This window comes from Acinetobacter variabilis (assembly GCF_000369625.1).
In the GTDB taxonomy this organism is placed as follows: Bacteria; Pseudomonadota; Gammaproteobacteria; order Pseudomonadales; family Moraxellaceae; genus Acinetobacter; species Acinetobacter variabilis.
This window is the reverse complement of the sequence record NZ_KB850112.1, coordinates 356,528-382,807: the sequence shown is the minus strand read 5'-3', so window position 1 is coordinate 382,807 and position 26,280 is coordinate 356,528. Positions and strand designations below refer to the sequence as shown.

The following is a 26,280-nucleotide window of genomic DNA, read 5'->3' as shown; positions in this document are numbered from 1 at the left end:
AATTTTTATTTTATTTTCAATAGTTTAATGTATAGATTTTTTTAAATAATTAGTTATCATATTAGTACTCATCTTCGCTCTTATCTCTGTTAGAGCCATCTTTGATTTTTTAATAAAAATAATTTGAACGCAGTCTTCAAATTAGGGATAACAAACGTGAAAACTAGACTACAGAAACAATTGGAAAAACGTATTGCAGGTAAAACTGTTCTTATTACAGGCGCATCCAGTGGTATAGGTTTAACGACAGCACATCACCTGGCAGATGCTGGCGCACATGTTTTACTGGTCGCGCGTACCAAAGACACCCTAGAACAAGTAAAAAAAGAAATTGAATCCAAGGGCGGTAAAGCTTCAGTATTTCCATGTGATCTCAACAACATGGAATCCATTGATGAAGTGTCCAAACAGATTATTGCTTCAGTCGATCATATCGACATCCTGATTAACAATGCGGGCCGCTCGATTCGCCGTGCGGTGCATGAATCAGTGGATCGTTTTCATGATTTTGAACGTACCATGCAGCTGAATTATTTTGGTGCAGTACGTCTGGTGATGAATATCCTGCCGCAAATGATGATTCGCCGTGCAGGTCATATCATCAATATCAGCTCGATTGGTGTATTGGCGAATGCCACCCGCTTTTCGGCTTATGTCGCATCTAAAGCCGCACTGGATGCTTTCAGCCGCTGTCTGTCTGCAGAAGTCCATTCACATAAAGTTGCAATCACTTCAATTTATATGCCTTTGGTTCGTACACCAATGATCGCACCGACCAAGATCTATAAATATGTGCCTACCCTGTCTCCGGAACAGGCAGCTGAACTGGTTGCTTATGCGATTGTGAAACGTCCGAAGAAAGTCGCAACCAATTTGGGACGTCTGGCTTCGATTACCTATGCGATTGCACCAGACATCAACAATGTCCTGATGTCGATCGGTTATAACCTGTTCCCAAGCTCTTCAGCATCAGTGGGTCAGCCACAAAAACTGAACTGGGTACAAAAGGCCTATGCGCGAATCTTCCCGGGTGAGCACTGGTAATTTCGTCAAGAATATTCTGGCCGCCTAAGGGCGGCTATTTTATTTCTGCACTTTAGAGATTCAATCGCTCAGGTTTATAATCTGAATACGCCCAACGACACATCCTGTCTTTTCAGGCACAGATTTTTGCCGCAAATGCGACGAGATCACGTACACTATGGACGGATATTTCCTATCCATCTTTTTATATTCTGATTCAATTAATGGAAACCCTTATGAACAACGTGCAATGGCTCGATGAAGTAAAATTTAACGAACAAGGTCTGATCCCTGCCATTGCCCAGCACCATCAAACTGGTCGTGTATTGATGGTCGCCTGGATGAATCGTGAAGCGCTGACTTTAACTGCTGAAAAAAATCAGGCGGTATATTTCTCCCGTTCACGCAATAAGTTATGGCATAAGGGAGAAGAATCTGGTCATTTCCAGACTGTGCATGAAATCCGTCTGGACTGTGATGCGGACGTGATTATTTTACAGATTGAACAGCAAGGTGGTATTGCCTGCCATACCGGCCGTGAGTCATGTTTCTATCGTAAACTGACACCAAATGGCTGGGAAATTGTGGATGCACAAATCAAAGATCCTGCTGCAATTTACGGTGAAAAATCAACAAATCCACATACGCTTGCCATGAATGCCTCAACCGCTCAGTCTGAACAGGTTGAAGTATTGTCATACTTGGGCGAGATGATGGCAGAGCGTAAGAAAGCTGATCCGGAATCCTCTTATGTGGCCAAGCTGTACCATAAAGGCCTCAACAAGATTCTGGAAAAAGTCGGTGAAGAAAGCTTTGAAACTGTGATCGCGGCTAAAGATTTTAAAACTGAAGCCTCTGAAGACAACAAGAATGACCTGATCTATGAAGTGGCTGATCTGTGGTTCCATACCATTGTGATGCTCGGTTACTTCGACTTGGATCCGCAACTGGTCCTGAATGAACTGGCACGCCGTCAGGGTCTATCTGGTCTGGTTGAAAAAGCCAATCGTCAACATTAAGTCGTGAATGAATCTACCTGTGTCTGATCTGCAAAAGCCTAAAGCGACCTATGAGCAGGCAACTGCCATTGATAACGCACGTCTGGGAAAATCTTTTAAAGTCATTGCCTATGCGGGCACAGGTAAAACCACGACCCTGCAAATGATCAGTGATGCCATGCCGGAACGGCGCGGTATGTATCTGGCATTTAATAAATCGATTGCCTCAGAAGCACAAAACAAGTTTCATCGGGGTGTGGACTGCCGTACGTTTCACTCTCTGGCTTTTCGCAGTGTTCCACGTGGAGTCACGGATAAGTTACGTCTACCACGTTTAAGTCCGAGCTTCATTGCCAAAGAATATCGCCTTGAGCCTATGACCTTGCGCCGGATGATGGGCGGACGTTATGAAAAATATGTACTGATGCCTTCGCGTCTGGCCAGTCTGGTCGCGAATGCAGTTGGCTATTTCTGCTCGACCAGTTCGCAATATCCTGCCCCGCGGCATATTCAGGCACCGAGCTGGCTACATCCAGATGATATTGAAGCGCTGCAAAAGAAACTTTATCCCGCTGTAGAACGCCGTTGGCTAGAGTCGATAGATCCAAATCATCAGGCCGGGATTGGTCATGATATTTACTTGAAACTTTGGGCATTGTCTGAGCCTAATATTCCTACCGACTATGTGCTGTTTGATGAAGCACAGGATGCCGACCCACTGATGCTGGGAATTTTACTAAAACAGCGTAGTACTCAGGTCATCTACGTCGGTGATGCACATCAGCAGATTTATGCCTGGCGTGGTGCAGTGAATGCCATGCAGCAGCTGCCACTACCTGAATCTCGTCTAACCACTTCATTCCGTTTCGGGCCTGAAATTGCGCTGAATGCCAATGCCATTTTAGGAGCATTGAATGAAACTGTGCCCCTACTCGGTAATCCGCACTTAAATTCCAAAGTGGTCAATAAACCACATACCAAACTACGCGATGCGATTCTATGTCGGACCAATGCGCGTGCTATGGAACTATTACTTGCCGGTTTAGTACGTGGCGATAAAGTCAGCCTGCAAGCGGATCATGTCAAATTAAACCGTTTTGTTGATGCCGCTGCGATGCTGAAACAAGGCAAGCGTGTGGTTGATGTACCTGAGCTGGCCTGGTTTAATTCCTGGCATGATGTGCACGAGTACTGCGAGACCAATGAAGGTAGTGATATCAAACCTTTAGTCAAACTGGTCGATGAACATGGTACTGATCCCCTGAAAACTGCTCTCGCCAAAATCACCCCAATCGGGCAAGCAGACTACATTATCTCTACCGCGCATAAGGCCAAAGGTTTGGAATGGGATCGGGTACACATTGAGGATGACTACCAGTTCAAGCTGAACGAGAAAGACCATAAAATTAGTGACGAAGAGTTACGTCTGCTGTACGTGGCCTGTACTCGTGCTAAAGTAAGCTTAAATATTCATCACATTTATGACCTCATTCAACAACTGAAAATCAGGATGCCACAGTCACTGCGCCAAGCCGTCGGCTAAGGTAAAACATAGATGTAAAAATCACGCTACAGGTGATCCATGCACATCGAAAAAATACAACTTAAACATGCTCTGCACTTTTCTAATATCCAACTTGATTTTGATCTGCAAAAAACACCTGTGACTTTAATTCTAGGTGATCAGGGTTCGGGTAAAACCACCTTGCTGCGCTTGAGTTATCAGGCTTTGACCTGGTTTTCTGCACGTTTTCGTGACTTACGTACCGCAGGTTTAAGCATGCTGGATCAGGATATCCTGCAAAACCGCCTGCAATCCAAAATTGATATCCAGGTGCGTTTTCCTGACGATTTGAGGTCATTGCCTGAATCGGCACAGGGAGAGGCAGCCCCTGCCCAATCCTGTTCTTGGCAGTTATACAAAACTTTAAATAGTCAGGGCATTGGCTTTACCAAAGCGGAAACCCAGCAACTCGAGGCCATGGTGAGTCTCTATCAAAAGGCAAGGCAACATGACCCTTTGCTCGGTCTGCCTATGGTCGCCTACTATCCGGCTGAGCGCTTCGTCAATGAAATTAATTTACTCAGCAAAAATAATCAGGCCATTTTTCAGACTGCGCATGCCTATGAAATTACCGCCATTCCTTTTACGACTTTTGCACGTTTCTTTGAATGGTTTCGTGAAGTCAGTGATATTGAAAATGCACAAAGTGCCAAGATCATTGACCAGATTCTAGATCAGGCGTTACAGCAATCGGACAATATTCAAGCAGATCAGCTGGCCCAGCAAATTGAAAAAGCCAAAGCGCATATGCATACGCCAAGCCTGACTGCCTTGCGTGAAGCTTTATCCATTGTGCTGCCGGAACTTCGCCAGATTTATCTCGATTACCAGCCCAAGCTGCAATTAATGGTGCGTTATCAAGATCACACTTTTAGCTTTCAGCAGCTGTCGAGCAGTATCCGGAACTGGATTGCACTAGTGGGAGATATTGTACGACGCCTTTGTCTGCTTAATCCACACAGCTTATTTCCTTGTCAGGAGGGTACTGGTATTTTGCTGATTGATGAAATTGACCATCAACTGGATCAGGACATGGCTGCCGTCATTTTACCGCGTCTGCATCAGGCGTTTCCTAGCTTGCAGATTATTGTGACTGGAAACCGGCCGGAATTGCTGGAACAGGCTCAGGATTTTCAGTGTCTAAAACTGGAAAATAAACAGCTGCATCACATCCATCTGAATCCAATGCAGGTTCAGTATGATCATTTCTATGCAGAGTTGCTGCTTGAAATTAGCCAAAATCATACTGATATAGAAAAAGTTGAAGATGCACTTCAAGAACCAGAAACAGCCAACCTGACGGCTCAGTCTGTTCTGCAACTGATTCAGGAACAGCTAAGCGCAGAACAGCAACAGGAGCTTTTACAGCTCTTGAGTCAGGATAATTCACAAAGCTTGCCTCAATCTTCTTAAATAGTCCTGAAACGATAATGCAATTTAAAAAATAAAATCAGGATGCAAGAATAGGTTTGGATTTTCTGCATTCCTGATCAAGAAGTTATAAATTTTTATCAATAAATGCAGGGAGTTTGATCTTTATTTTCGGTCAAATTTGTACGAGATGTTCAAGCATGCACCCCATATCAAAATCAAGCTTACGTATAATCTACAAGTTCTACATAAAAACATTGATGTTGTGGTTATCCTGTAATATGATCGGTTTTACTTGCAATTTTCGTTGTAAAATCGGAATTTGCTATCGTTTATAAGTTGCGCAATACAACTGTTTTATTCTGTTTGAATATCATTCTGGCTTTCAAGATCGAGAAGTTTTGGGTCGCTCTTTGCGGTCCTGTAATCCTTGAAAGATAAAGATTCACCCTAGGTTGACCTTAACCTATATCACGACAATGGATACGAGTGTGCTGCCAATTATTATATTGTTACCGTTAGTATTAGGCACAACCCTTGTCTCGTGGCTGAAGCAATTTTCACGCGGGGTAACGGCTTTAGGAGCAATTGCCGTCAGTCTCAGCAGTTTCTTATTACTGTTGAGTCAGGCGCCTGCTGTATTTAATGGAACGGTAATTACCCAGACTTGGTCCTGGCTACCCCAGCTTGGAATCGATTTCAGTTTCCGGCTGGATGCTTTGGGCATGCTGTTTGCTCTGCTGATTAGTGGAATTGGCACCCTGATTTATATCTATGCCTATTACTATCTCAGCCCTAAAAACTCTCTAAGTAAACTGTATTTCCTGCTGATGCTGTTTATGGCAGCGATGCTCGGCATTTCATTGTCTAATAATCTTCTGATTCTCCTGATCTTTTGGGAACTCACCAGTATTTCTTCCTTCCTGCTGGTTGGTTACTGGAGCAATTACGAAGCGGCTCAACGCGGCTCTCGTATGGCTCTGACCATTACCGGGATGGGCGGCTTATCTATGCTGGGTGGTTTTATTCTGCTTGGACAGATTACGGGTACCTATCAGATTGACCAGATCCTGATGATGGGCGAACAGATTCAGGCGCATGCTCTATTTGTACCGACATTATTATTAATCTTACTCGGTGCTTTTACCAAAAGTGCGCAGTTCCCATTTCACTTCTGGTTACCAAATGCCATGGCAGCACCGACGCCGGTGTCTGCCTATCTGCACTCTGCCACTATGGTCAAAGCGGGCTTGTTTTTAGTTGCGCGTTTATTGCCAATTTTTGCAGGCGCGGCACTGTTCCATAATATTGTTACTTTTATCGGGTTATTTACCCTATGTGTGGCAGCATTCTTTGCCATCTTTAAAGAAGATCTGAAAGGTCTGTTGGCCTATTCAACTATTAGCCATTTAGGCCTGATCATGTGTCTGCTGGGTATTGGCTCACCACTCGCCGTCGCAGCAGCAATTTTCCATATCATTAACCATGCAACCTTTAAAGCTGCTTTGTTCATGATTGCCGGGATCATTGACCATGAATCCGGTACCCGGGATCTGCGAAAATTGTCCGGTCTTTGGCAAATGCTGCCTTTTACCGCAACGCTGACCATGATTACTGCCGCCTCCATGGCTGGTATTCCATTAACTAATGGTTTCTTGTCCAAAGAGATGTTCTTTACCGAACTGGTCGCAAACTTAAGTGGCCCAGTCATGATCGGTGCAGCTATTGCAGGAACACTGGCCGGGATTTTCGCTGTCACCTATTCGATTCGTCTGGTACATGGCGTGTTTTTTGATGGTCCATTAGGCCAGCAAGTCCCAAATAAAGATGTGCATGAGCCACCATTTGGTATGCGTGCACCGGCTATTTTACTGGCTTTCCTGTGTATCGCAGTCGGCCTGTTACCAGGATTACTGGTCGAAAAGATTGTAAATAGCACCACACAAGCGTCAACCCAGAATTTTGCCTTTGAAGGCACTCATCTCGCCCTTTGGCACGGTATTAATCTACCTTTGGTGATGAGTATTATTGCGATATTCGGCGGTGCGATTTTCTATTTTGCACTGGCCAAAGGTGGCGCAATCCGGGAAATTGATCTGGATCCAAAACTCGGCAAACTTCAAGGTCGTGTACTATTTGATCTGTTCCTGAAAAATCTGTTACTGAACTCAAGACGTTTCCGCCGTGCGACTGAAAATGGCAAACTGCAAAGTTATATTTTATGGATTGTACTGTTTACCATTGGTCTGGTGGGCTACCCTCTTGTAGTCAATGGGATTGATACCGGTAGCCGGGAACTGACCCATGCACCGGTTCTGGCCATCGTTCTATGGTTATTGCTGTTCTCTGCCTGCTGGATGATGCTTTGGTTCCATCATGAACGGATTAAGGCCATCCTGATCAGTGGTGCGGTCGGTCTGGTCGTCACCATGGTTTTCATTGGTTTCTCGGCACCCGACTTGGCTTTAACCCAGATTACAGTCGATGTAGTAACGACGGTTCTGCTACTGATGAGCCTGTCTTTACTGCCACAACTGACGCCTTATGAATCCAGCCCGACCCGACGCTGGCGAGATGCAGTGATTGCAATCTGCGGAGGTCTAGGAATTGCAACAGTTGCCTGGCTGGTTATGACGCGTGACCATAATTCAATTTCCTGGTTCTTCATCCAACAATCGATTCCGCTTGGTGGCGGTACAAACGTCGTTAACGTAATTCTGGTCGATTTCCGTGGTTTCGATACCTTCGGCGAGATTACTGTACTCGGGATTGCTGCAATTGGGGTGCTGAGTCTGATGGATGGTATGCGTGCTCATGGTACCACCATTACCCAAGGCCTGACTTACCGTTTTAACCCCTCCCCTTTGATGCTGCGTATTACAGCATCGTGGATTTTACCGGTAGCACTGGTAGTTAGTCTGTATATTTTTATGCGCGGCCATAATCTTCCGGGTGGCGGTTTTATTGCCGGTCTGGTCACCTCATTGGCCTTGATCATTCAATACGTTGCTATTGGTCAGGATCATGCAGAAAAAATGCTGGGAGCTAAATCTGGACGTCTCTATGAAATCTGGATTGGTGTCGGCCTGACTATTGCAGGCCTAACTGGCATCGCAGCATGGTTCTGGTCACGTCCTTTCTTGACTAGTGCCCATATTCATGTCCATCCACCATTACTTGGCGATATGCATCTCGCTTCTGCTGCCCTGTTCGATGTCGGTGTCTATGTCACCGTAGTCGGAGCGACCATGCTGATGATTTCTGTTCTGGGTGACTCCCGTCACTCAAGTATGACTGGTCCAGTACCAAGAGGATAATAGAATGATTAGTTTAGAATTTTTATTAGCCTCAGCAATTGGTCTACTCACTGCCACCGGGATCTATTTGATTCTGCGGGCACGTACCTTTCCGGTCGTTCTTGGACTGGCCATGATTGGTTATGCAGTGAACCTGTTTTTATTTGCCATGGGCCGTATTCAGATGAATTCGCCTGCAGTGCTCACCGAAGCCACGCAGGTCACCGACCCTTTACCTCAGGCCTTGGTTTTAACCGCAATTGTAATCGGTTTTGCCACCACCGCCTTTATTGTACAGCTGGCCTTACGTAGCCGTTATGAATCAGGAACAGATCACGTTGATTCCAAAGAAGAAATACCGCAACATGACCCACGTGAGGATGAGCCGTAATGACTGATCTTCTTAACTTCTTGAATCAGCACACTCCTATTTTCAGTATTCTTTTACCGGCTTTTACTGCCTTTATTTTAGTACTGTTAGGTAACCCGGGTTCTGGTTCTCTGATTACCGACTGGCGTCAGCCATGGCGTCGTGGCGTGAGTCATATTTCGACCCTATTGGGTTTGATTATGGCGGTTGGCTATCTGATCAATAGCAGCCAAGGGCAAATTAGTGTCTACACTTTAAGTGAATGGGCCGCCCCTTTTGGTATTGTACTGGTCCTGGACCAACTCTCTGCCTTGATGCTGGTACTGACCTATACACTCGCTTTGCCAATCGTTTGGTATGCCAGCAAAGAATGGGATATTCGCGGACGCTATTTCCACGCCATGGTCCATTTTTTATTAATGGGGCTTAGTGGTGCCTTCCTGACCGGTGACTTGTTTAACCTGTTCGTGTTCTTCGAGATCCTATTAATGGCATCCTATGTCCTACTTTTGCATGGGCAAGGCAAGGCACGCTTCCAGCTCGGTGTGCATTATGTGGCTATTAACCTGCTTGCTTCTGCCATGTTCCTGATTGGGCTCGGCATGATTTATGGCAGTGTTGGCAGCCTGAATATGGCTGATGTTGCCCGTCTGATGCCAACTTTGGCAGGCGATGAACATAAGCTGGCCGTTGCAGGCGGGCTGATGCTATTTGTGGTGTTCGGGATCAAGGCAGCCATGTTACCGGTAGGCCTGTGGCTTCCTAAAACGTATGCTGTTGCAACTACTCCGGTTGCTGCCCTGTTTACCATCATGACCAAAGTTGGGATCTACGCGATTATCCGGGTCAATGGCACCGTATTTGATGATGAATATAGCCATCAGATCCTGATGAACTGTCTGCTGGTAATCGGGGTGATTACTTCACTGTATGGGGCATTCGGTGCAATTGGAACTGAACGTCTACGTCGTTTCGTCGGCTTTATGATCCTGTCTTCAGTCGGCACTATTCTGATTGCGATTGCCATGAACAGCACCCAAGCTTGGGCAGGTGCTTTGTACTATATGGTGCACAGTACCCTGATTGGCGCAGCCTTTTATATTCTGTCCGGCTGGATTACCTCACAGCGTGGCGAGTTTAAAGACCATTTTAAAATTGCCCCACAGATGAAACAGAATACTTTGGTTTCCATTGTATATTTCATCATTGCATTAATGATGGCCGGTTTGCCACCTTTCAGTGGCTTCTTCGGTAAAGTGTTTATTCTGCAAGCTTCAGGACAGTCTGAGCATCAAATGCTGATTATCTTCACTGTTCTACTGGTCAGCTTACTGAGTATTCTGGCTTTTACCCGGGTCGGTTTTATTTTATTCTGGCGTTCAAGCAAACCTGAACAGGATGAAAATTCTGAAGAATTTAGCAAGTATGAAGCCTTACCAAGTAAGGCACCGGCACGTAATGACCGGGTTATTTATCTACTATTGCTCAGTCTGACAGCCTACGTTGTTTTTGCTGCACCGATCTATCAATATAATTATCAGACCGCAGCACAGATTAAAACCAATTCGATTTATGAAGCCGCATTGCTAAAACGTGATGCTGAAGGTAAGTTCATCAGTGTACAGCCATTTGATCCGGGTTATTTACCGGAAACCAAATACGGTGGTGAAACGCCTGATCCAAATGCCCATCTGATTCCTTATGTCATTTCAGAAAATACCTTAAATGGCGAACATATTTCTGAATTTAAACAGCGTCAGATTGATAAACAGTATATTGAACAGAACAAATACGACGACAATCAACTTAAACCGGCGGAGGGACTTTAATGGCTGAATCATTACTTCAACGCTGGTTCCCACATCCTTTCGTTTCGGTCATTGTAGCGATGAGCTGGGTCATGCTGGCTCATAATATGGAAGCCGGGACACTACTCATGGCAATATTTCTGGCCATTTTGATTCCCCGAATAGTCGCCCCTTTCATTGATTACACACCGAATATCCGGTGGATCCCGGCAATGCGTCTGTTTTGGGTCGTTGTTTGGGACATCATTGTCGCTAACATTAAAGTCGCAATTTTAGTACTGGGACCGACCAAAAATCTGCATCCAAAATGGTTTCGTGTTCCTCTGGATACCGAACATGAAGAAGTGAATACATTGCTGGCAATGATTATTACCACCACACCAGGTACAGTTTCTGCGGGGATTGATCAGGACCGTGGCGATATTCTGGTGCATGCCTTAAGTACGGATGATGAAGAGGCCGAAATCGAAACCATCAAACAGCGCTATGAACAACCATTGATTAAAATTTTTAGCGCACAATCAGGAGCTGAAGCATGACCATTCTGCCTTATGCATTGCTGATTTGTCTGGGTGCTGTCACGATTTCCATGTTGCTGTGTCTGATCCGGCTGGTCATGGGTCCATCAATCGTCGACCGTTTGCTGGCACTGGACACCCTATTTTTAAATGCAACCTGTCTGGTGGTGATTCTGGGAATCTACTGGAGCAGCACTTTCATGTTTGAAGGTGCCTTACTGGTGGCCATGCTGGGTTTTGTCTCTACCGCTGCCCTTGCCCGCTATTTCACCACTGGCCATGTCATCGACTAGGAGTTTTTAAATGCCTTTGATTTTAGAAATACTAGTTTCGATTTTTTTATTGATTGGCGCGTTCTTTATGCTGGTGGGCGGTATTGGGATGATACGTCTACCCGACCTGTTTATGCGTCTGCATGCACCGACCAAATCCAGTACCTTAGGATTGGGAAGCTTCCTGATCGCTTCTATTATTTTCTCAGCCATCTATGGCCGTTTAGGTTTTGCCGAAGTACTGATTACCCTATTTGCCTTCATTACTGCACCGGTATCTGCCAACCTGATGGCACAAGCCGCCTTGCATTTACGTTTACGCTCGATGAGTGGTGAAGTGCCAGAAACGCTGGAACGTCCATTGCCTTGGCAGAAAACCCGCCGTCGTGCATTTTATGAAAAGAAAATGAATGACCAGGATTCAAAGTAATAGTTAGCCAGTTCTACTTAAAAGTTCAACAATAAAAAAGCCACCCTAAGGTGGCTTTTTTATTGCGCTTTATAAAAGCTTATTCTTCATCTTTCTTGTCTTCAGCAGGAGGTAAGTCCTTCACTGCTTCAGCAATCAGACCAAACATATAGTTACCATATGCATTGGTTTTGTCGTAATGGAAACGTAGACGAGGTGTAATACGTGTCTTGATCCGACGGCTCAGTTCATGACGCAAGAACCCGGATGCCTTATTCAGGACATCGAGTGTTTCTTTATTTGCCGCTTCACTTTGCTCATCACCAAGTTCACGACCCATTACTGTGACATAAACTTCTGCATATCCTAAGTCTGGGCTCACCTTCACGGCTGAGATGGTCACCAGACCACCCAGACGTGGATCCTTCAGCTCCTGACGGATCAGTTCAGACAACTCGCGTTGTACCGTATCCGCCATACGCTTCAGACGTTGACTACCCGCCATTAAAGACTCCGTTTAATCAATTGCACATCATACACTTCGATTTTATCGAGAGGTTTGATGTCTTTATAGCCTTTCACCGCAAGACCACATTCCATACCGGCACGAACTTCTTCCACCACTTCTTTGTAGCGACGAAGAGATTCTAGCTCGCCCTGGAAGATCACCACGTCATCACGTAATACGCGAATCGGTTTATTACGGTGTAATACGCCTTCAAGTACCATACAGCCTGCTGCAGCACCAAATTTGCTTGAATGGAATACTTCACGTACTTGAGCAACACCCAAGATGGTTTCACGGTGTTCAGGAGCCAGCTTACCGCTCATCGCTGCTTTCACGTCATCAATCAATTGATAGATCACTGAGTAGTAACGAATGTCGATACTGTCTGCATCTGCTTTTTGACGTGCAGTACTGTCGGCACGTACGTTAAAGCCAAGAAGAACCGCTTCTGAAGATTCAGCAAGTGTTACGTCAGATTCAGTAATCGCACCAACACCAGAACCAATGATACGTACTTTTACTTCATCCGTTGAAAGCTCAGCCAATGCAACATGCAGTGCTTCCAATGTACCGCGTACATCAGTTTTCAATACTACATTGACGATTGGTACATCTTTTTTGCCCATAGACGCCATGATGTTTTCAAGACGCATTGCAGATTGACGTTCAAGACGTTTTTGACGTTCACGATCCATACGCGCATCGGCAACTTCACGTGCTTTCTTCTCGTCATTCACAACAAGAACTTCGTCACCTGCCATCGGCGCTTCTGGAAGACCCAGAATTTCGACTGGAATCGAAGGACCTGCAGACTTGATACGTTTACCGTTTTCATCGGTCATGGCACGAACGCGGCCATAAGACGAACCAGCAAGTACCAGGTCGCCCACTTTCAACGTACCGTTCTGTACAAGAATAGAAGTTACTGCACCGCGGCCTTTATCAACACGTGCTTCAATCACAACACCTTGTGCCGCACCTTCTTCAGATGCTTTCAATTCAAGCAATTCAGACTGAATTAAAATCAGGTCAAGAAGTTCGTCAATACCCGCGCCAGTATGTGCAGATACTTTCGCTACAGGAACGTCACCGCCCCATTCTTCAGGTACGATTTCTTTGGTGGTCAATTCATTCAATACGCGATCTGGATCAGCAGAGTCTTTATCCATCTTGTTGATTGCAACAATGATTGGCGTACCCGCCGCACGAGCGTGATCGATTGCTTCTGCAGTTTGTGGCATCACGCCATCATCTGCTGCTACAACTAGAACTACGATATCAGTCGCTTTGGCACCACGTGAACGCATTGCAGTAAACGCTGCGTGTCCCGGAGTATCAAGGAATGTAATAGTGCCTTTATCAGTCGTTACATGGTAAGCACCAATATGCTGGGTAATACCACCTGCTTCGCCTTGCGCCACTTTGGCACGACGGATACGGTCTAGAAGCGATGTTTTACCATGGTCAACGTGCCCCATGATCGTAACAACTGGCGCACGAGTAGTTTGCGCACCACGTGCTTCTTCAGCCTGTTCAAGCAGGTTATCTTCGACTGCAGTTTCAGAAACCAGTACCGGGTTATGACCCATTTCTTCAACCACAAGTGCCGCGATTTCCTGATCGATCGCCTGGTTTTGAGTAACCAGTTCACCCATTTTCATTAGTGACTTGATGACTTCACGAACCTTAACTGCCATTTTCGCAGCCAGGTCAGCCACGACAATCGTTTCACCGATTTCAACGTCATAAACCTGTTTTTTCACTGGTTTTTCAAAACCATGCTTATTCGCTTGGCTAGATTTCAAACCACGTTTATGTGAGTTATCACGGAAAGACTGCTCTTCACCACGACGACCACCTTTCTTCGGTGAACGTGTATTTGAAGTGTTAGTACCACGTTTAATTTCGCGGTCTTCTTTCGCAAATGAGTCTTCATATGCCTGGCCAACCAGACCAGCCGCAAGTGGAGAATCATCAATCACACGAATGGTTGCAGTGGTATCTTCAGAAGAATACTTCGACGCCATCTTGCGCATTTGCTCAAGGGTACGTTGTTGTGCTTCTTCAGCTGCCTTGCGACGTGCTGCTTCTTCAGCTGCTTTTAATTGAGCGGCTTGAGCTTCACGCGCTTTTTTCTGTTCTGCTGTTTCAACTTGTTTAACCGCTGCTTTCACAATCGGTTTATTAGTTGATTTGCGTGTTACCACAACAGCGGCTTTAGGTGTTTCCTGTTTCTCAGTTTCTTGTTTCTGAGCTGCACGCATTGCTTCTAGTGCTTTGCTTGCATTGTTTGTACCTGATTTAGGTGCATCAGCAGGTTTTTTAGCTGGTGCTGACTTCTGTTCAGCTTCTGCTTTCGCTTGCTGTTCAGCTTGAGCCTTCGCTAAAGCTTCTGCTTTAATTTGTTCCGGGTCTGGCTTGACGAATGTATGTTTCTTGCGAACTTCTACATTAATCGTTTTCGCCTTACCTGAAGTACTTGCCACTTTAGCAGTACTGGTCGTTTTACGTTTCAACGTGATTTGTCCTGCATGGCCATCTGAACCTTGTGTCTTTTTCACATGATTCATTAAGCGATCTTGTTGTTCGGTGGTAATAATATCGTCAGCTTTACGCTGTGGTAAACCTGCCTCACGAACCTGCTCTAGGAGCTTATCAACATGGCGACCCACGCTGAGTGCTAACTCTTTAATCGACTTGTCCGTCATATACTACCTCCTAGTTAAACCATGATTCGCGCGCTTTCATAATAAGTTGACCGGCTTTCTCAGCACCGAGACCTTCGATATCTTCAATATCATCAGTCGCTTGGTCAGCTAAGTCATCTACGGTTACCACACCACGAGCTGCGAGAGCTTGCGCGATCTCTGCTGTCATGCCTTCCATTGCAACAAGTTCTTCACTTGGCGCTTGTACGTTTTCTTGCTGTTGTAATGCATCAGCAAGTGCAATTTCTTTCGCACGGCTTTGCAGTAGTTCAACCAGTTCCGCATCCAGTTCGATTTCATCAAACGTTTCTGGCGGTACGTAAGCAATTTCTTCAAGCGAGGTGAAGCCCATTTCTACCAACGCCATCGCCAAATCTTCAGCAATATCCAGACGTGTAACAAACATGTCTAGGTATTTTTGTGCTTCGCTCTGCTGACGTGCGTAGTATTCTTCTTCCAGCATCATATCCAGCTTGTAGCCAGTCAATTCAGATGCCAGACGAACGTTTTGACCTTGTGAACCAATTGCACGAGCTAGCTGATCACTAGTCGCGAAAATGATGTCTGCAGTACGTGCATCTTCATCGATCACAATACTAGATACATCTGCTGGTTCTAATGCGCTTGCGATATATTGCGCAGGATCATCAGACCAAACCACCACATCAATACGCTCGCCATTGAGCTCTTGCTGTACAGCCTGGATACGTGTACCACGCATACCAATACAAGCACCCACCGGGTCAATACGGTGGTCGTTGGTTTTCACTGCAATTTTAGCACGAACACCCGGTTGACGAGCTGCGGCCTTAATTTCAATGATTTCTTCAGAAATTTCAGGAATTTCTTTTTTCATCAATGCAATCAGCATTTCCGGTTTAGCACGTGACAACAATAATTGTGCACCACGGCCTTCACGGTTAACGCTATATAGAATCGCATTTACGCGTTGTTTCGGACGAAGGATTTCCTTCGGAATCATCTCTTCACGTGCCAGATACGCTTCTGCGTTGTCACCCAAGTCAATGATAAAACCATCTTTGGTTTGTTTTTTCACTTCACCATAGATCAGCTCACCGACTTTAGATTCATACGCATCGGCAACCAGCGCACGTTCTGCTTCGCGAATCTTCTGTACAATCACCTGTTTCGCGATCTGGGCAGCAATACGACCGAAATCGATTGATTCTACTTCCAGTTCACGGATATCACCAATCGACCATTGTGCTGGATCCACATCAGAGATCGCATCCTGACAAGCAGGCATTTCATGATCTTCATCAGCCACCACTTCCCATTGACGGAAAGTACGGTAATCCCCAGTTTTACGGTCAATCTCTACACGAAGACGAGCTTCTTCCGAGTGAGTCCCCTCGTAGAATTTCTTCTTAGTCGCTGCAACCAAAGCTTGTTCTAGCGCTTCAAAAATTGCTTCACGACTTACACCTTTTTCGTTACTAACCGTTTCAACCACGGTAAGAATTTCACGTGCCATAAGTCACCTATTCGTTCAGATTCTTATTAATTGAATTAATCTTGATAGACCAAGTTTGCTTTATCGATATTGTGACTGTCGATATCCAAAATCTGTTGCTTTTCTACTTCAACTTGAATCATTTCATTTTCAAGGTCGACTGCAATCAGTTTTGCCTGGAATTTACGACGGTTATCTACCGCACTGATCAGACGTAGTGCTACGGTATGACCAATATAGCCTGACATCTGTTCGAGCTGGAAGAATGGACGATCCCAACCTGGTGAAGACACTTCAAGCGAATATTCACCTGAGATTGGATCATGTACATCCAAGATCGCGCCGACTTGCTGTGTGACACGCACACAGTCCTGAACCCCAATACCACGACCCTGCTCTTCTTCGCCATCTTCATTGACAACAGGTGTTGCATTTTCATCGACCGGTTTGTCGATATAGATCCGTAATAATGAACGTTTGCCTTGTGGCAGGAATTCAATCCCCCACAGGTTTACATCACAGGCTTCAACTGCTGGTGCAATCAAGTCCTGAAGTGCTTGAGTTTTATTTGATAGCTTCATTTACTCTCGTCATCTGGTGCGATTTTATGATCTATTTGACCACTACAAACCAATACAAACTATAGTAGTAGTGAAACATGGAGATTTGACCAAATATTGTCGACACTACACGATAGCCAATAAAAAAGGGCGTAAATCGCCCCAATTAATACACAATTTGAACTTTTTTCAAATCCCACTGTGCAAAAAGGCCCACCATAGTTGTGAGCCTCTTTTAAGAAACTTGGTAGCGGGAGCTGGATTTGAACCAACGACCTTCGGGTTATGAGCCCGACGAGCTACCAGACTGCTCCATCCCGCATCAACGTGCAAAAATTATATACAAAAGATGCGAACTTTTCAATCACAACCACATCATTCTGCATATTTGTTATCTGTTACTGAAAAATTGGTAGCGGGAGCTGGATTTGAACCAACGACCTTCGGGTTATGAGCCCGACGAGCTACCAGACTGCTCCATCCCGCATCAGCATACAAATAACATTCAGCTTAACATTCTATCATTAAACCGCCTTTAAAGTTTGCATCTTTAAAGGATTGGTAGCGGGGGCTGGATTTGAACCAACGACCTTCGGGTTATGAGCCCGACGAGCTACCAGACTGCTCCACCCCGCAACAACATGCAAATAATCCTTCTCAACTTAAATCAGATTTAAGCTGCCTTTTAAAAGTTTGCGTCTTTAAAAAAGGATTGATTGGTAGCGGGAGCTGGATTTGAACCAACGACCTTCGGGTTATGAGCCCGACGAGCTACCAGACTGCTCCATCCCGCAACAACAGAAGTTTTTTTAGCTGCATACACCAACTTATGTTCTGGATTATAAGTTGGTGCGGAAGGGGGGACTTGAACCCCCACGCCCGAAAGCACTACCACCTCAAGGTAGCGTGTCTACCAATTCCACCACCACCGCAGCTGTGACGCATTCTAGTCGCATCACTGAAAAAAAGAAAGGTTTAATTAAAATTATTCGGTCGTTTGTGGTGCAGTTGGTGAAGTTTCAACCGGTTGCGCAGGCGCAGTTGGAGCTGATTGAATTGAAGACAAACTGTACGCATCAGTGGTCTGTTTCTTGGCAAGAATCGCCAAAGTAATACTGGTTACAAAGAACAATGCGGTAAAAACTGCCGTCAAACGGGTCATGAAATTACCCGAACCCGAGGCACCAAAGATCGTTGCCGCACCGCCGCCACCGAATGATGCACCTGCATCCGCACCTTTACCATGCTGAACCAAAATCAAGACAATCATCAAAATCGCTAAGATAATATGTACTACCAGCACAAAAGTTTGCATGCTGAACTCCTAATTATTGTGTATTTGCAAATGCTTGAGCAATTTGATGGAACGACTCAGCATTGAGTGATGCACCACCCACCAATGCCCCGTTAATGTCAGGACAGGCTGCTAACTCTACTGCATTTTCCGGTTTTACACTACCACCATATAAAATCGCCATAGTCGCAGCATAACCTGTAATCTGGCTCAAGCCCTGACGGATCTGAGCATGCATGGCCTGCGCATCTTCCGGAGAAGCTGTTTTACCGGTACCAATGGCCCAGATTGGCTCATAAGCAATCACGATATTTTTCCACTGCTCGCCTACAACCACAGTCGCGATATCACAAATCTGTTGCAGAACCACTGCTTCTGCCTGCCCTGCTTCACGCTGTTCCAGACTTTCGCCCACACAGTAAATTACGGTTAAGCCGGCATTTAAGGCATTCTTGATTTTAGCATTTAGAATCTGTGAACTTTCAGCAAAAATTTCACGACGTTCAGAGTGTCCAATCAATACATAGCGAATCTGGCTATCAGCCAATAATTCAGCACTTACTTCCCCGGTATAAGCGCCTGTACCTGAAATACGTGATACATCTTGTGCTACGGTATATACAGGGCGATTTGCAGAAGCAAATGCAGTTTGAATTTGAGTTAAGGCAAGGGTTGTCGGTGCCACACCCAAATGACATTTCTCTGTTGAAACTGGCGCAGACTCAAGCAAGTCTTTGAAATTTTGAACCAAAGCCTGGGCATCTGCTTGCATTGGATTCATTTTCCAGTTGCCCACTACCCAAGGGGTAATCGTCGAAACCGACATAAATAACCTATTTCACTGACATATCTTGAATTGGGCACATTCTACACGGAATTGTAAAATTTAAAGAATAGTTTTATTCATCCTATTTCTCAGTTTAGACTATTCAAAATGGATATTTTTTGTTATCACTGAAAAAAATGCCCGGTTCTTCCGACCAGTTCAAGCTTTTACTGAATATCAGGAAGATTGCAGCATTCTCAGCTATGGTATTTTTGTATAACAAACGTATAATTTTAGAATAGTAAATTAAAAAAATTGAATTGATAGGCATATTGAAGCATGACAGCATTGCAGGGGTCACCAAGATTTACGGGGTTTATTCGTCGCCTGGTCGATGAAGGGGTATTATCGGCTGAAGATATGCGTACTGCTTTAGCCAATGCCAAACAAGAAAAAACGGATATCGTGGCCTATTTGGTCAGTCACCATAATCTTTCCCCTACCACCATTGCTGAAACGATCTCAGTAGAATTTGGTGAGCCTTTATTTGATATTGGCGCTTATGATCCAGGACAAATCCTGCGTGAAGATATCGATGAAAAGCTAATTACTAAACATCGAATTTTGCCAATTTATAAGAATTCCAATGTTCTTTATGTTGCCACGAGCAATCCAACCAATATTGAAGCAACGGATGCAATTCGTTTTGCCACCAAACTGAATATTGAAACCGTTATTGTTGAACACAATAAACTCGAGAAACTGATCGAGCAAAACTTTACTGAAGAAAGTACTTTTGATTTCGACGATGATTTCGATCTGGATGTAAATGTCGATACAGCCGATCCGACTCAAGAAGAAGACGAAAAAGACAAAGGTGAAGAAGCCCCGATTGTCAAATATATTAATAAATTACTGATTGATGCCATTCGTATGGGCGCATCGGATCTACATTTTGAACCTTATGAAAAAATGTATCGGGTACGCTATCGTGTTGATGGAGTCTTACGTCAAATTGCAACACCGCCGCTACAACTAGCAAACCGTTTGGCGTCACGTTTAAAAGTTATGTCGCAAATGGACATTTCTGAGAAACGCGTGCCTCAAGACGGCCGTATTAAATTAAAGCTTTCAAAAAACAAAGCTATCGACTTCCGTGTTAACTCACTCCCTACCCTGTTTGGTGAAAAACTGGTTCTACGTATTCTAGATCCGTCTAGTGCCATGCTGGGAATTGATGCTTTAGGTTATGAACCTGAGCAGAAAGAGTTATTCATGGAAGCCTTAGATAAACCGCAAGGGATGTTACTGATTACCGGTCCTACTGGTTCCGGTAAAACCGTATCCCTTTATACGGGCTTAAACATCTTAAATCGTGAAGATACCAATATTTCTACTGCGGAAGACCCAGTCGAGATTAATCTGCAAGGGATTAATCAGGTGAACGTCAACAATAAAGTTGGCCTGACTTTCGCAGCGGCATTAAAATCCTTCTTGCGTCAGGATCCAGATATCGTCATGGTTGGTGAGATCCGAGATCTAGAAACAGCTGAAATTGCAATTAAAGCAGCCCAAACAGGTCATATGGTGATGTCAACCCTGCACACCAACAGTGCTCCGGAAACCCTGACCCGTTTACGTAATATGGGCGTCCCTTCTTTCAACATTGCGACCTCGGTCAATCTAGTGATTGCGCAGCGTCTGGCCCGTCGCTTGTGTTCACAATGTAAAAAGCCGGCTGATATTCCTCAGCAAAGTTTGCTGGAAATGGGCTTTACCGAATCAGATTTACAAAGCCCTGAATTTCAGATTTATGAGCCAGTCGGCTGTAATGAATGCCGTGAAGGGTATAAGGGCCGGGTCGGTATTTACGAAGTCATGAAAGTCACACCTGAAATTTCAAGAATTATTATGGAAGATGGCAATGCCATTGAAATTGCTGAAGCTTCCGCGCGTGCAGGATTTAACAATTTACGCCGATCAGGGTTAGTGAAGGTTATGCAGGGGGTGACTTCTTTACAGGAAGTCAATCGTGTAACCAGCGAATGATCGTGCTGAATATAAAATAAGGATAAAGCTATGGCAGCAGTAAAAAAAGGCCAGATGACACCGATCTTCAGTTATGAAGGGGTTGACCGCAAAGGCGCCAAGATCAAGGGGGAATTGCCGGCACGAAATATGGCCTTAGCAAAAGTGAACTTGCGCAAACAAGGCATTACGATCAAAACTATTCGAGAAAAGAAAAAAAATATTCTCGAAGGTTTGATGAAGAAAAAAGTTTCTACACTGGATATCACTATCTTCACCCGTCAGCTCGCTACTATGATGAAAGCTGGGGTACCGTTAGTTCAGGGCTTTGAAATTGTTGCGGAAGGTTTGGAAAATCCTTCTATGCGCGAGGTTGTGCTTGGAATTAAAGGTGAAGTCGAAGGCGGGAATACTTTCGCTGGTGCTCTACGTAAGTACCCGCAATATTTCGATAATCTATTCTGCTCTTTGGTCGAATCTGGCGAACAATCGGGTGCTCTGGAAACCATGCTGGATCGTGTCGCAATTTATAAAGAAAAAAGTGAACTGTTAAAGCAAAAAATTAAAAAAGCCATGAAATATCCAGCTACAGTTATTGTAGTAGCTGTGATCGTCACAATTATCCTGATGGTGAAAGTAGTCCCTGTATTCCAAGACTTATTCTCTTCATTCGGTGCGGACTTACCTGCATTTACTAAAATGGTAGTCAATATGTCCGAATGGATGCAAAAATATTGGTTCCTTTTGATTATTGGAATTGGCGTAGTGATTACTGCTTTCCTTGAAGCGAAAAAGCGTAGCAAAAAATTTCGCGATTTACTGGATAAAGCTGCGCTCAAAGCGCCCATCTTTGGTGATCTGGTCTATAAAGCAATCATTGCCCGTTATAGCCGCACTCTCGCCACCACTTTTGCTGCCGGTGTGCCATTAATTGATGCGCTTGAATCGACTGCTGGTGCAACCAATAACGTGGTCTATGAGGAGGCGGTATTAAAAATCAAGGAAGATGTTGCGACAGGTCAACAGCTTCAATTTGCCATGCGTGTCACCGATAAATTCCCTTCTATGGCCGTACAAATGGTTGCAATTGGTGAAGAATCAGGTGCATTGGATGCCATGCTGGATAAAGTCGCAACCCATTATGAAAATGAAGTCGACAATGCGGTCGACGGTTTAACTTCCATGATGGAGCCCTTGATTATGGCAATTCTTGGTGTCCTTGTTGGTGGCCTTGTTATCGCAATGTACCTTCCAATTTTCCAAATGGGTTCCGTGGTTTAATGCAAGATTTTATTTTATATTTCAGTCAAAACCCAACTGCGCTTTATCTCGCAGTTGGGCTTTTTAGTCTCTGTATTGGTAGCTTTTTAAACGTTGTCATTTACCGCACCCCTAAAATGATGGAACAGGAATGGCGTACAGATTGCCAGCTGTTTTTGCATCCAGATCAGCCCATTATTGATGAAAGCAAAATTACTTTAAGCAAGCCAGCTTCAACCTGCCCGAAATGTCAGACTCCTATTCGCTGGTATCAGAATATTCCGGTGATTAGCTGGATCTTATTACGTGGTAAATGTGGTAACTGTCAAAATCCTATCAGTATCCGCTATCCATTTATTGAGCTTTTGACAGCTGCTTGTGCACTGATAGTGGTGGCAGTATTCGGGCCTACAATACAGATGCTGTTTGGTTTGGTTTTTACCTATGTCCTGATTGCCCTCACCTTTATTGATTTCGACACCCAGTTATTACCCGATCGCTATACCCTACCGCTGGCTGCACTCGGCCTGGGTATTAATAGTTATGCGATTTATACGACCCCTAATTCTGCCATCTGGGGATATATCATTGGCTTCTTATGCTTATGGGTGGTGTACTATCTGTTTAAGCTGGTGACCGGTAAGGAAGGTATGGGCTATGGGGATTTCAAACTGTTAGCGGCCCTAGGTGCTTGGATGGGCCCTATGCTTCTACCGTTAATTGTATTATTGTCCTCATTAGTGGGTGCGATTATTGGGATTATCCTGCTTAAAGTCCGTAAAGAAAATCAGCCCTTTGCCTTTGGCCCTTATATTGCTATTGCCGGCTGGATTGCCTTTTTATGGGGTGAGCAGATCATGAAAATCTATTTAGGTCAGTAAAGTGAAATTTGTACTCGGTTTAACTGGTGGAATTGGCAGTGGCAAGTCTGCTGCCAGTCAATGGTTTGAAGCACAAGGGATTGCTGTCGTAGATGCAGATATTGTCGCTCGTGAAGTCGTTGATATTGGTCAACCAGCCCTACAGCAGATTCAGCAAGCTTTTGGCGATTGGTTTTTGCTTGAGGATGGCTCATTGAATCGCCGTGCTTTGCGCGAACATATTTTTCATTCTCCAGAAGCACGAAAAACACTGGAAAACATCACTCACCCTGCTATTCGCACTTCAATTCTTCAACAGTTGCATGCAGCACAAAGTCCTTATGCGATTTTAGTGTCTCCTTTATTGTTTGAAACCAATCAGCATGAACTGACACAACATACATTATTAATTGATGCTGCTATTGAACTGCAAATTCAACGGGCTTCACAGCGCGATGGACAAAATGTAGAGCAAATTCAGAAGATCATTGCCGCACAAATGCCGCGTGAACAAAAGTGTGCCATGGCTGATGATATTGTGCTAAATGATGGTGAGCTGGAACATCTTTATGCCCATCTCACGCCTTTACATGAAAAGTATCTTCAGATGGCTGCTCAAAATCATTAACCCGAACTCAGTCAGAGTTCACATAAAAAGCAGCCCTTTTAGGACTGCTTTTTTTGTTCTTCCAGTTTTTGACTCAGACTATCTTGATGCATCAACCAGCGCCAAGGCTGTATGGCACCAATTGCCATACCTACCAAACCAGAGACAATCGCGAGACTTAGAGGTTCATTTAATAACGGTACAGCCAGTATGGCAGCAATGAATGGTGCGAGGGTCACGATACTGCCCGCTTTAAATGCACCTAAACGCTTAATCGCTTCCACATAAGTTAGTGTCGCTACAATCACCACAAAAATACCGTGAAAGAGAACTTGGGAAGCCATTTGCCAAGGTTCAGCCGCATCCAGATGTTTGGGGAAGAATAGCAGATAAATTGGCACATAAACGATGGCTGACCAGATCGCCACACTAGCCATAGAATGCCAGGCAGATAGCTTCCATTGACGTAGCAGTACAGTGAACACACCCCACCACATCGCACTGATGAAAAACAGCAGATCGCCTAATCCCAAGGCAACACCAGACTCCCGGAACATCAGCCAGCTCATACTACCAACCGCAAGCAGCATAATCGCCATACTAATCCAGGTATGTCGGTCAAACCCCTGTTTAAATAATACAAAAGCAGCCACTGCGGTACTAAGCGGAATACAGCCATTGAGAAATACGGCAGCATGAGCTGCAGGTGCATAATGGAAAGCGGTATAGGCGGTCAGGCAATACCCCACTCCACCGACCATGGCTAAGAGAAAGGATTCCTTACTCCATAAAAAGGCTGTGTCCTTTTTATAAATCAGGACTGGCATCAGAATCAGAAAAGCCAATAGAAAACGTAATCCAACCAGATCCCAGGCACTAATCCCCCATTGGGCACTTAAGCGCGTGCTTAAGGTAAAACCTCCCCAAATACACATGGTAATTAAGACAAAGGCATAACCTTGGGTTCGGGGAGACATAGACTTCTTCTTTAACAGTATTTATGAATAAACAATAAAAAGGACTTAAGCTTGACGCTGACGACAGGCCTCATAAAGAGCCATCCCTGTTGCCACGCTTACATTCAGGCTTTGCAGATTGCCTGCCATCGGAATATAAACCGTCTGGTCACATTGGCTTTGGGTAATTGGACGTAAACCGGTATCTTCCGCACCCATCACCACGCATACACCTGTTCCGGTAAAATCAAATTTCTGGATAGGTAAAGCTTTTTCATCCAGCATCGTACCAACCACACGTACATTAAATTCATCTTTGATTTGACCCAAAGTACGCGCCAGATTGGTCACCTGAATAAACTTCACTTTTTCTGCACCACCCGCTGCTACTTTACGTGCAGTTGGCGTCAGGCTTGCTGAACGGTCACGCGGTACAATCACAGCCGCTACACCCATCGCTGCGGCAGTACGAATACAAGCACCCAGGTTATGTGGATCAGTTACCTGATCGAGTGCTAATAGAAGTACTTGAGAATCTTGCTTCAATAGATCTTCCAGATCCTTTTCATTTAAGGTTGGATGCGGACGAACTGCCGCCACAACGCCTTGGTGAAAAGGCAAACCTGCCAGTTTTTCCAGCTTGTCACGACTGGCCTGCTGGACACTGATGCCGAAAGGCTCAGCCAATTCCAGCACACGTTTCAGGCGCTGATCATCACGACCTTTCAGGGTAAAAAGAGTCAAGACACGTTCAGGCTCAAGCTCCAGCAGTGATTCTACTGAATGGACGCCATAATAATACTCAGGTTTAGCCATGAACGACCTCGAAAATAAATTGGGAAATAGGTAGCAAAAGAAAAATCCTGCAAAGCCAACTTCACAGGATTCTGTATCAAGCTTAGTTTAACCGATTCAGAACAAAATTTCTTGATCGGTTACAGCTCATCTGTAGGTCTGTTTAGCCTTCAAAATGGCAAACATAGTCCAGCACGTCATCAGTTTCGATTTTGAAACGGCTATTGCCTGGCACATAGAACGACTGACCAGCACGGAACAGTTCTTTCTCTTCGCTGTCAGCGATTTGCACACGGCATTCACCTGAAATGATTTCCATACGCTCAGGGACATGTGTTTCAAAAGTTAATGCATTTTCTGAAGGTAAAATTACCCCTAAGGTTTTTTTAGTGCCATCTTCAAATTGCACCACATGGCTGATGCATAACCCGCCAAAATACACATTCGATTTTTTAAGTACTGATACATGATCAAACTGAGCTGACATGCCATTTCTCCAGATAAAGCATTTTGTAATATTTTGATTGCTGTAGTTTAAATGTGCACCCGCAACTAATCAATCGAAGTTTATCTGACTTGAATGAAATTATGGGGTACCCCTGCTTGTCTTTATTCCAGGCTGTTTAAGTGATTTCAGCAGATCTTGGAAAATGCCGTGATTTTTCCCGCCATTTATAAGCAAAATATATTCCGATCTGATTTAATTTAACCTTCAAGCATGTCAGAAAAATGAAAATATCTTTTGTAACTTCAGTAGCCTGATCTTGGTTCCTGTGACACAACATTCAAATAAGCGTGTATTAATCCATGAAATTTAAGATAGAATGAAATCGAT

23 protein-coding genes and 5 tRNA genes are annotated in these 26,280 nt (G+C 44.6%); 14 read left to right on the top strand and 14 right to left on the bottom strand.

Annotated elements, in window-relative coordinates; all coding sequences use genetic code 11:
- Positions 1-156: 156 nt before the first annotated feature.
- The 10 genes from F897_RS04350 (at position 157) to F897_RS04305 (ending at position 11,650) form a co-directional block, all read left to right on the top strand.
- Positions 157-1,044: an SDR family NAD(P)-dependent oxidoreductase gene (locus F897_RS04350; protein ID WP_005233556.1), complete on the top strand. Its 888-nt coding sequence runs from the start codon at positions 157-159 to the stop codon at positions 1,042-1,044.
- A 215-nt stretch (positions 1,045-1,259) separates the two neighbouring features.
- A complete protein-coding gene (gene hisIE, locus F897_RS04345; RefSeq protein ID WP_005233554.1) occupies positions 1,260-2,042 on the top strand; it encodes a bifunctional phosphoribosyl-AMP cyclohydrolase/phosphoribosyl-ATP diphosphatase HisIE in 783 nt (260 codons plus the stop codon).
- A 19-nt stretch (positions 2,043-2,061) separates the two neighbouring features.
- Complete coding sequence (locus F897_RS04340; protein ID WP_034580623.1) at positions 2,062-3,564, top strand: AAA family ATPase; 1,503 nt, start codon at positions 2,062-2,064, stop codon at positions 3,562-3,564.
- Positions 3,565-3,603: 39 nt separating this feature from the next.
- Positions 3,604-4,998 carry an AAA family ATPase gene (locus F897_RS04335; protein WP_005233551.1) on the top strand — a complete coding sequence of 465 codons (1,395 nt, stop codon included), beginning with the start codon at positions 3,604-3,606 and terminating at the stop codon, positions 4,996-4,998.
- A gap of 437 nt (positions 4,999-5,435) precedes the next feature.
- A complete protein-coding gene (locus F897_RS04330) occupies positions 5,436-8,273 on the top strand; it encodes a monovalent cation/H+ antiporter subunit A (RefSeq protein ID WP_005233549.1) in 2,838 nt (945 codons plus the stop codon).
- A gap of 4 nt (positions 8,274-8,277) precedes the next feature.
- Positions 8,278-8,643: a Na+/H+ antiporter subunit C gene (locus tag F897_RS04325; protein ID WP_005233547.1), complete on the top strand. Its 366-nt coding sequence runs from the start codon at positions 8,278-8,280 to the stop codon at positions 8,641-8,643.
- Positions 8,643-10,451, top strand: coding sequence for a monovalent cation/H+ antiporter subunit D (locus F897_RS04320; RefSeq protein WP_005233545.1), 1,809 nt, complete (start codon positions 8,643-8,645; stop codon positions 10,449-10,451). The genes F897_RS04325 and F897_RS04320 overlap by 1 nt, the downstream gene beginning before the upstream one ends.
- Positions 10,451-10,969 carry a Na+/H+ antiporter subunit E gene (locus F897_RS04315; protein ID WP_005233543.1) on the top strand — a complete coding sequence of 173 codons (519 nt, stop codon included), beginning with the start codon at positions 10,451-10,453 and terminating at the stop codon, positions 10,967-10,969. The genes F897_RS04320 and F897_RS04315 overlap by 1 nt, the downstream gene beginning before the upstream one ends.
- Positions 10,966-11,241, top strand: coding sequence for a monovalent cation/H+ antiporter subunit F (locus tag F897_RS04310; RefSeq protein ID WP_004787192.1), 276 nt, complete (start codon positions 10,966-10,968; stop codon positions 11,239-11,241). Before F897_RS04315 ends, F897_RS04310 begins: the two co-directional genes overlap by 4 nt.
- 10 nt (positions 11,242-11,251) lie before the next feature.
- Positions 11,252-11,650 carry a Na+/H+ antiporter subunit G gene (locus F897_RS04305; RefSeq protein ID WP_005233541.1) on the top strand — a complete coding sequence of 133 codons (399 nt, stop codon included), beginning with the start codon at positions 11,252-11,254 and terminating at the stop codon, positions 11,648-11,650.
- A 79-nt stretch (positions 11,651-11,729) separates the two neighbouring features.
- Here the strand turns inward: F897_RS04305 and F897_RS04300 are convergent, their stop codons facing one another.
- The 11 genes from F897_RS04300 to tpiA all read right to left on the bottom strand — a co-directional run bounded on the left by F897_RS04300 (position 11,730) and on the right by tpiA (position 18,999).
- Positions 11,730-12,134 carry a ribosome-binding factor A gene (locus F897_RS04300; RefSeq protein ID WP_004810065.1) on the bottom strand — a complete coding sequence of 135 codons (405 nt, stop codon included), beginning with the start codon at positions 12,132-12,134 and terminating at the stop codon, positions 11,730-11,732.
- Positions 12,134-14,845 (bottom strand): translation initiation factor IF-2, encoded by a 2,712-nt coding sequence (gene infB, locus F897_RS04295; RefSeq protein WP_005233539.1) that lies wholly within the window; start codon positions 14,843-14,845, stop codon positions 12,134-12,136. Before infB ends, F897_RS04300 begins: the two co-directional genes overlap by 1 nt.
- Positions 14,846-14,855: 10 nt before the next feature.
- Positions 14,856-16,340: a transcription termination factor NusA gene (gene nusA / locus F897_RS04290; protein ID WP_004787201.1), complete on the bottom strand. Its 1,485-nt coding sequence runs from the start codon at positions 16,338-16,340 to the stop codon at positions 14,856-14,858.
- A gap of 35 nt (positions 16,341-16,375) precedes the next feature.
- A complete protein-coding gene (gene rimP, locus F897_RS04285) occupies positions 16,376-16,900 on the bottom strand; it encodes a ribosome maturation factor RimP (RefSeq protein ID WP_005233537.1) in 525 nt (174 codons plus the stop codon).
- Between the two features lie 224 nt (positions 16,901-17,124).
- Positions 17,125-17,201: transfer RNA gene (locus F897_RS04280), tRNA-Met, on the bottom strand.
- Between the two features lie 88 nt (positions 17,202-17,289).
- Positions 17,290-17,366: transfer RNA gene (locus F897_RS04275), tRNA-Met, on the bottom strand.
- 72 nt (positions 17,367-17,438) lie between these two features.
- Positions 17,439-17,515, bottom strand: a tRNA-Met gene (locus tag F897_RS04270).
- An 81-nt stretch (positions 17,516-17,596) separates the two neighbouring features.
- Positions 17,597-17,673: transfer RNA gene (locus F897_RS04265), tRNA-Met, on the bottom strand.
- 53 nt (positions 17,674-17,726) lie between these two features.
- Positions 17,727-17,811 (bottom strand) — tRNA-Leu (locus F897_RS04260).
- 53 nt (positions 17,812-17,864) lie between these two features.
- Positions 17,865-18,194, bottom strand: coding sequence for a preprotein translocase subunit SecG (gene secG / locus F897_RS04255; RefSeq protein WP_004787204.1), 330 nt, complete (start codon positions 18,192-18,194; stop codon positions 17,865-17,867).
- Positions 18,195-18,207: 13 nt separating this feature from the next.
- Positions 18,208-18,999 carry a triose-phosphate isomerase gene (gene tpiA, locus F897_RS04250; RefSeq protein ID WP_005233535.1) on the bottom strand — a complete coding sequence of 264 codons (792 nt, stop codon included), beginning with the start codon at positions 18,997-18,999 and terminating at the stop codon, positions 18,208-18,210.
- Between the two features lie 279 nt (positions 19,000-19,278).
- On the opposite strand from tpiA, the gene pilB reads away from it, so the two are divergent.
- Genes pilB through coaE form a run of 4 tightly spaced genes read left to right on the top strand, consistent with a single transcriptional unit; the run spans position 19,279 to position 23,715 of the window.
- A complete protein-coding gene (gene pilB / locus F897_RS04245; protein WP_005233533.1) occupies positions 19,279-20,988 on the top strand; it encodes a type IV-A pilus assembly ATPase PilB in 1,710 nt (569 codons plus the stop codon).
- 30 nt (positions 20,989-21,018) lie between these two features.
- Entirely contained in the window at positions 21,019-22,248 is a 1,230-nt protein-coding gene (locus F897_RS04240) for a type II secretion system F family protein (protein WP_004787210.1), read from the top strand.
- Positions 22,248-23,108 (top strand): prepilin peptidase, encoded by an 861-nt coding sequence (locus F897_RS04235; protein WP_005233531.1) that lies wholly within the window; start codon positions 22,248-22,250, stop codon positions 23,106-23,108. Before F897_RS04240 ends, F897_RS04235 begins: the two co-directional genes overlap by 1 nt.
- 1 nt (position 23,109) lies before the next feature.
- Positions 23,110-23,715 carry a dephospho-CoA kinase gene (coaE, locus tag F897_RS04230; RefSeq protein ID WP_005233529.1) on the top strand — a complete coding sequence of 202 codons (606 nt, stop codon included), beginning with the start codon at positions 23,110-23,112 and terminating at the stop codon, positions 23,713-23,715.
- 38 nt (positions 23,716-23,753) lie between these two features.
- Here the strand turns inward: coaE and F897_RS04225 are convergent, their stop codons facing one another.
- From F897_RS04225 to ppnP, 3 genes are all read right to left on the bottom strand, one after another.
- Positions 23,754-24,671 carry a DMT family transporter gene (locus F897_RS04225; protein WP_005233528.1) on the bottom strand — a complete coding sequence of 306 codons (918 nt, stop codon included), beginning with the start codon at positions 24,669-24,671 and terminating at the stop codon, positions 23,754-23,756.
- 45 nt (positions 24,672-24,716) lie between these two features.
- Positions 24,717-25,466 (bottom strand): 23S rRNA (guanosine(2251)-2'-O)-methyltransferase RlmB, encoded by a 750-nt coding sequence (gene rlmB / locus F897_RS04220; RefSeq protein WP_005233526.1) that lies wholly within the window; start codon positions 25,464-25,466, stop codon positions 24,717-24,719.
- 142 nt (positions 25,467-25,608) lie between these two features.
- Positions 25,609-25,932 carry a pyrimidine/purine nucleoside phosphorylase gene (ppnP, locus tag F897_RS04215; RefSeq protein WP_004787221.1) on the bottom strand — a complete coding sequence of 108 codons (324 nt, stop codon included), beginning with the start codon at positions 25,930-25,932 and terminating at the stop codon, positions 25,609-25,611.
- Positions 25,933-26,280: the final 348 nt, after the last annotated feature.

Coding starts and splice junctions, on each gene's coding strand:
- hisIE (WP_005233554.1), top strand. CDS start 1,260: ATGAACAACGTGCAATGGCTCGATGAAGTAAAATTTAACGAACAAGGT.
- F897_RS04335 (WP_005233551.1), top strand. CDS start 3,604: ATGCACATCGAAAAAATACAACTTAAACATGCTCTGCACTTTTCTAAT.
- F897_RS04330 (WP_005233549.1), top strand. CDS start 5,436: ATGGATACGAGTGTGCTGCCAATTATTATATTGTTACCGTTAGTATTA.
- F897_RS04325 (WP_005233547.1), top strand. CDS start 8,278: ATGATTAGTTTAGAATTTTTATTAGCCTCAGCAATTGGTCTACTCACT.
- F897_RS04320 (WP_005233545.1), top strand. CDS start 8,643: ATGACTGATCTTCTTAACTTCTTGAATCAGCACACTCCTATTTTCAGT.
- F897_RS04315 (WP_005233543.1), top strand. CDS start 10,451: ATGGCTGAATCATTACTTCAACGCTGGTTCCCACATCCTTTCGTTTCG.
- F897_RS04310 (WP_004787192.1), top strand. CDS start 10,966: ATGACCATTCTGCCTTATGCATTGCTGATTTGTCTGGGTGCTGTCACG.
- F897_RS04305 (WP_005233541.1), top strand. CDS start 11,252: ATGCCTTTGATTTTAGAAATACTAGTTTCGATTTTTTTATTGATTGGC.
- F897_RS04300 (WP_004810065.1), bottom strand. CDS start 12,134: ATGGCGGGTAGTCAACGTCTGAAGCGTATGGCGGATACGGTACAACGC.
- infB (WP_005233539.1), bottom strand. CDS start 14,845: ATGACGGACAAGTCGATTAAAGAGTTAGCACTCAGCGTGGGTCGCCAT.
- nusA (WP_004787201.1), bottom strand. CDS start 16,340: ATGGCACGTGAAATTCTTACCGTGGTTGAAACGGTTAGTAACGAAAAA.
- rimP (WP_005233537.1), bottom strand. CDS start 16,900: ATGAAGCTATCAAATAAAACTCAAGCACTTCAGGACTTGATTGCACCA.
- secG (WP_004787204.1), bottom strand. CDS start 18,194: ATGCAAACTTTTGTGCTGGTAGTACATATTATCTTAGCGATTTTGATG.
- tpiA (WP_005233535.1), bottom strand. CDS start 18,999: ATGTCGGTTTCGACGATTACCCCTTGGGTAGTGGGCAACTGGAAAATG.
- pilB (WP_005233533.1), top strand. CDS start 19,279: ATGACAGCATTGCAGGGGTCACCAAGATTTACGGGGTTTATTCGTCGC.
- F897_RS04240 (WP_004787210.1), top strand. CDS start 21,019: ATGGCAGCAGTAAAAAAAGGCCAGATGACACCGATCTTCAGTTATGAA.
- F897_RS04235 (WP_005233531.1), top strand. CDS start 22,248: ATGCAAGATTTTATTTTATATTTCAGTCAAAACCCAACTGCGCTTTAT.
- F897_RS04225 (WP_005233528.1), bottom strand. CDS start 24,671: ATGTCTCCCCGAACCCAAGGTTATGCCTTTGTCTTAATTACCATGTGT.
- rlmB (WP_005233526.1), bottom strand. CDS start 25,466: ATGGCTAAACCTGAGTATTATTATGGCGTCCATTCAGTAGAATCACTG.
- ppnP (WP_004787221.1), bottom strand. CDS start 25,932: ATGTCAGCTCAGTTTGATCATGTATCAGTACTTAAAAAATCGAATGTG.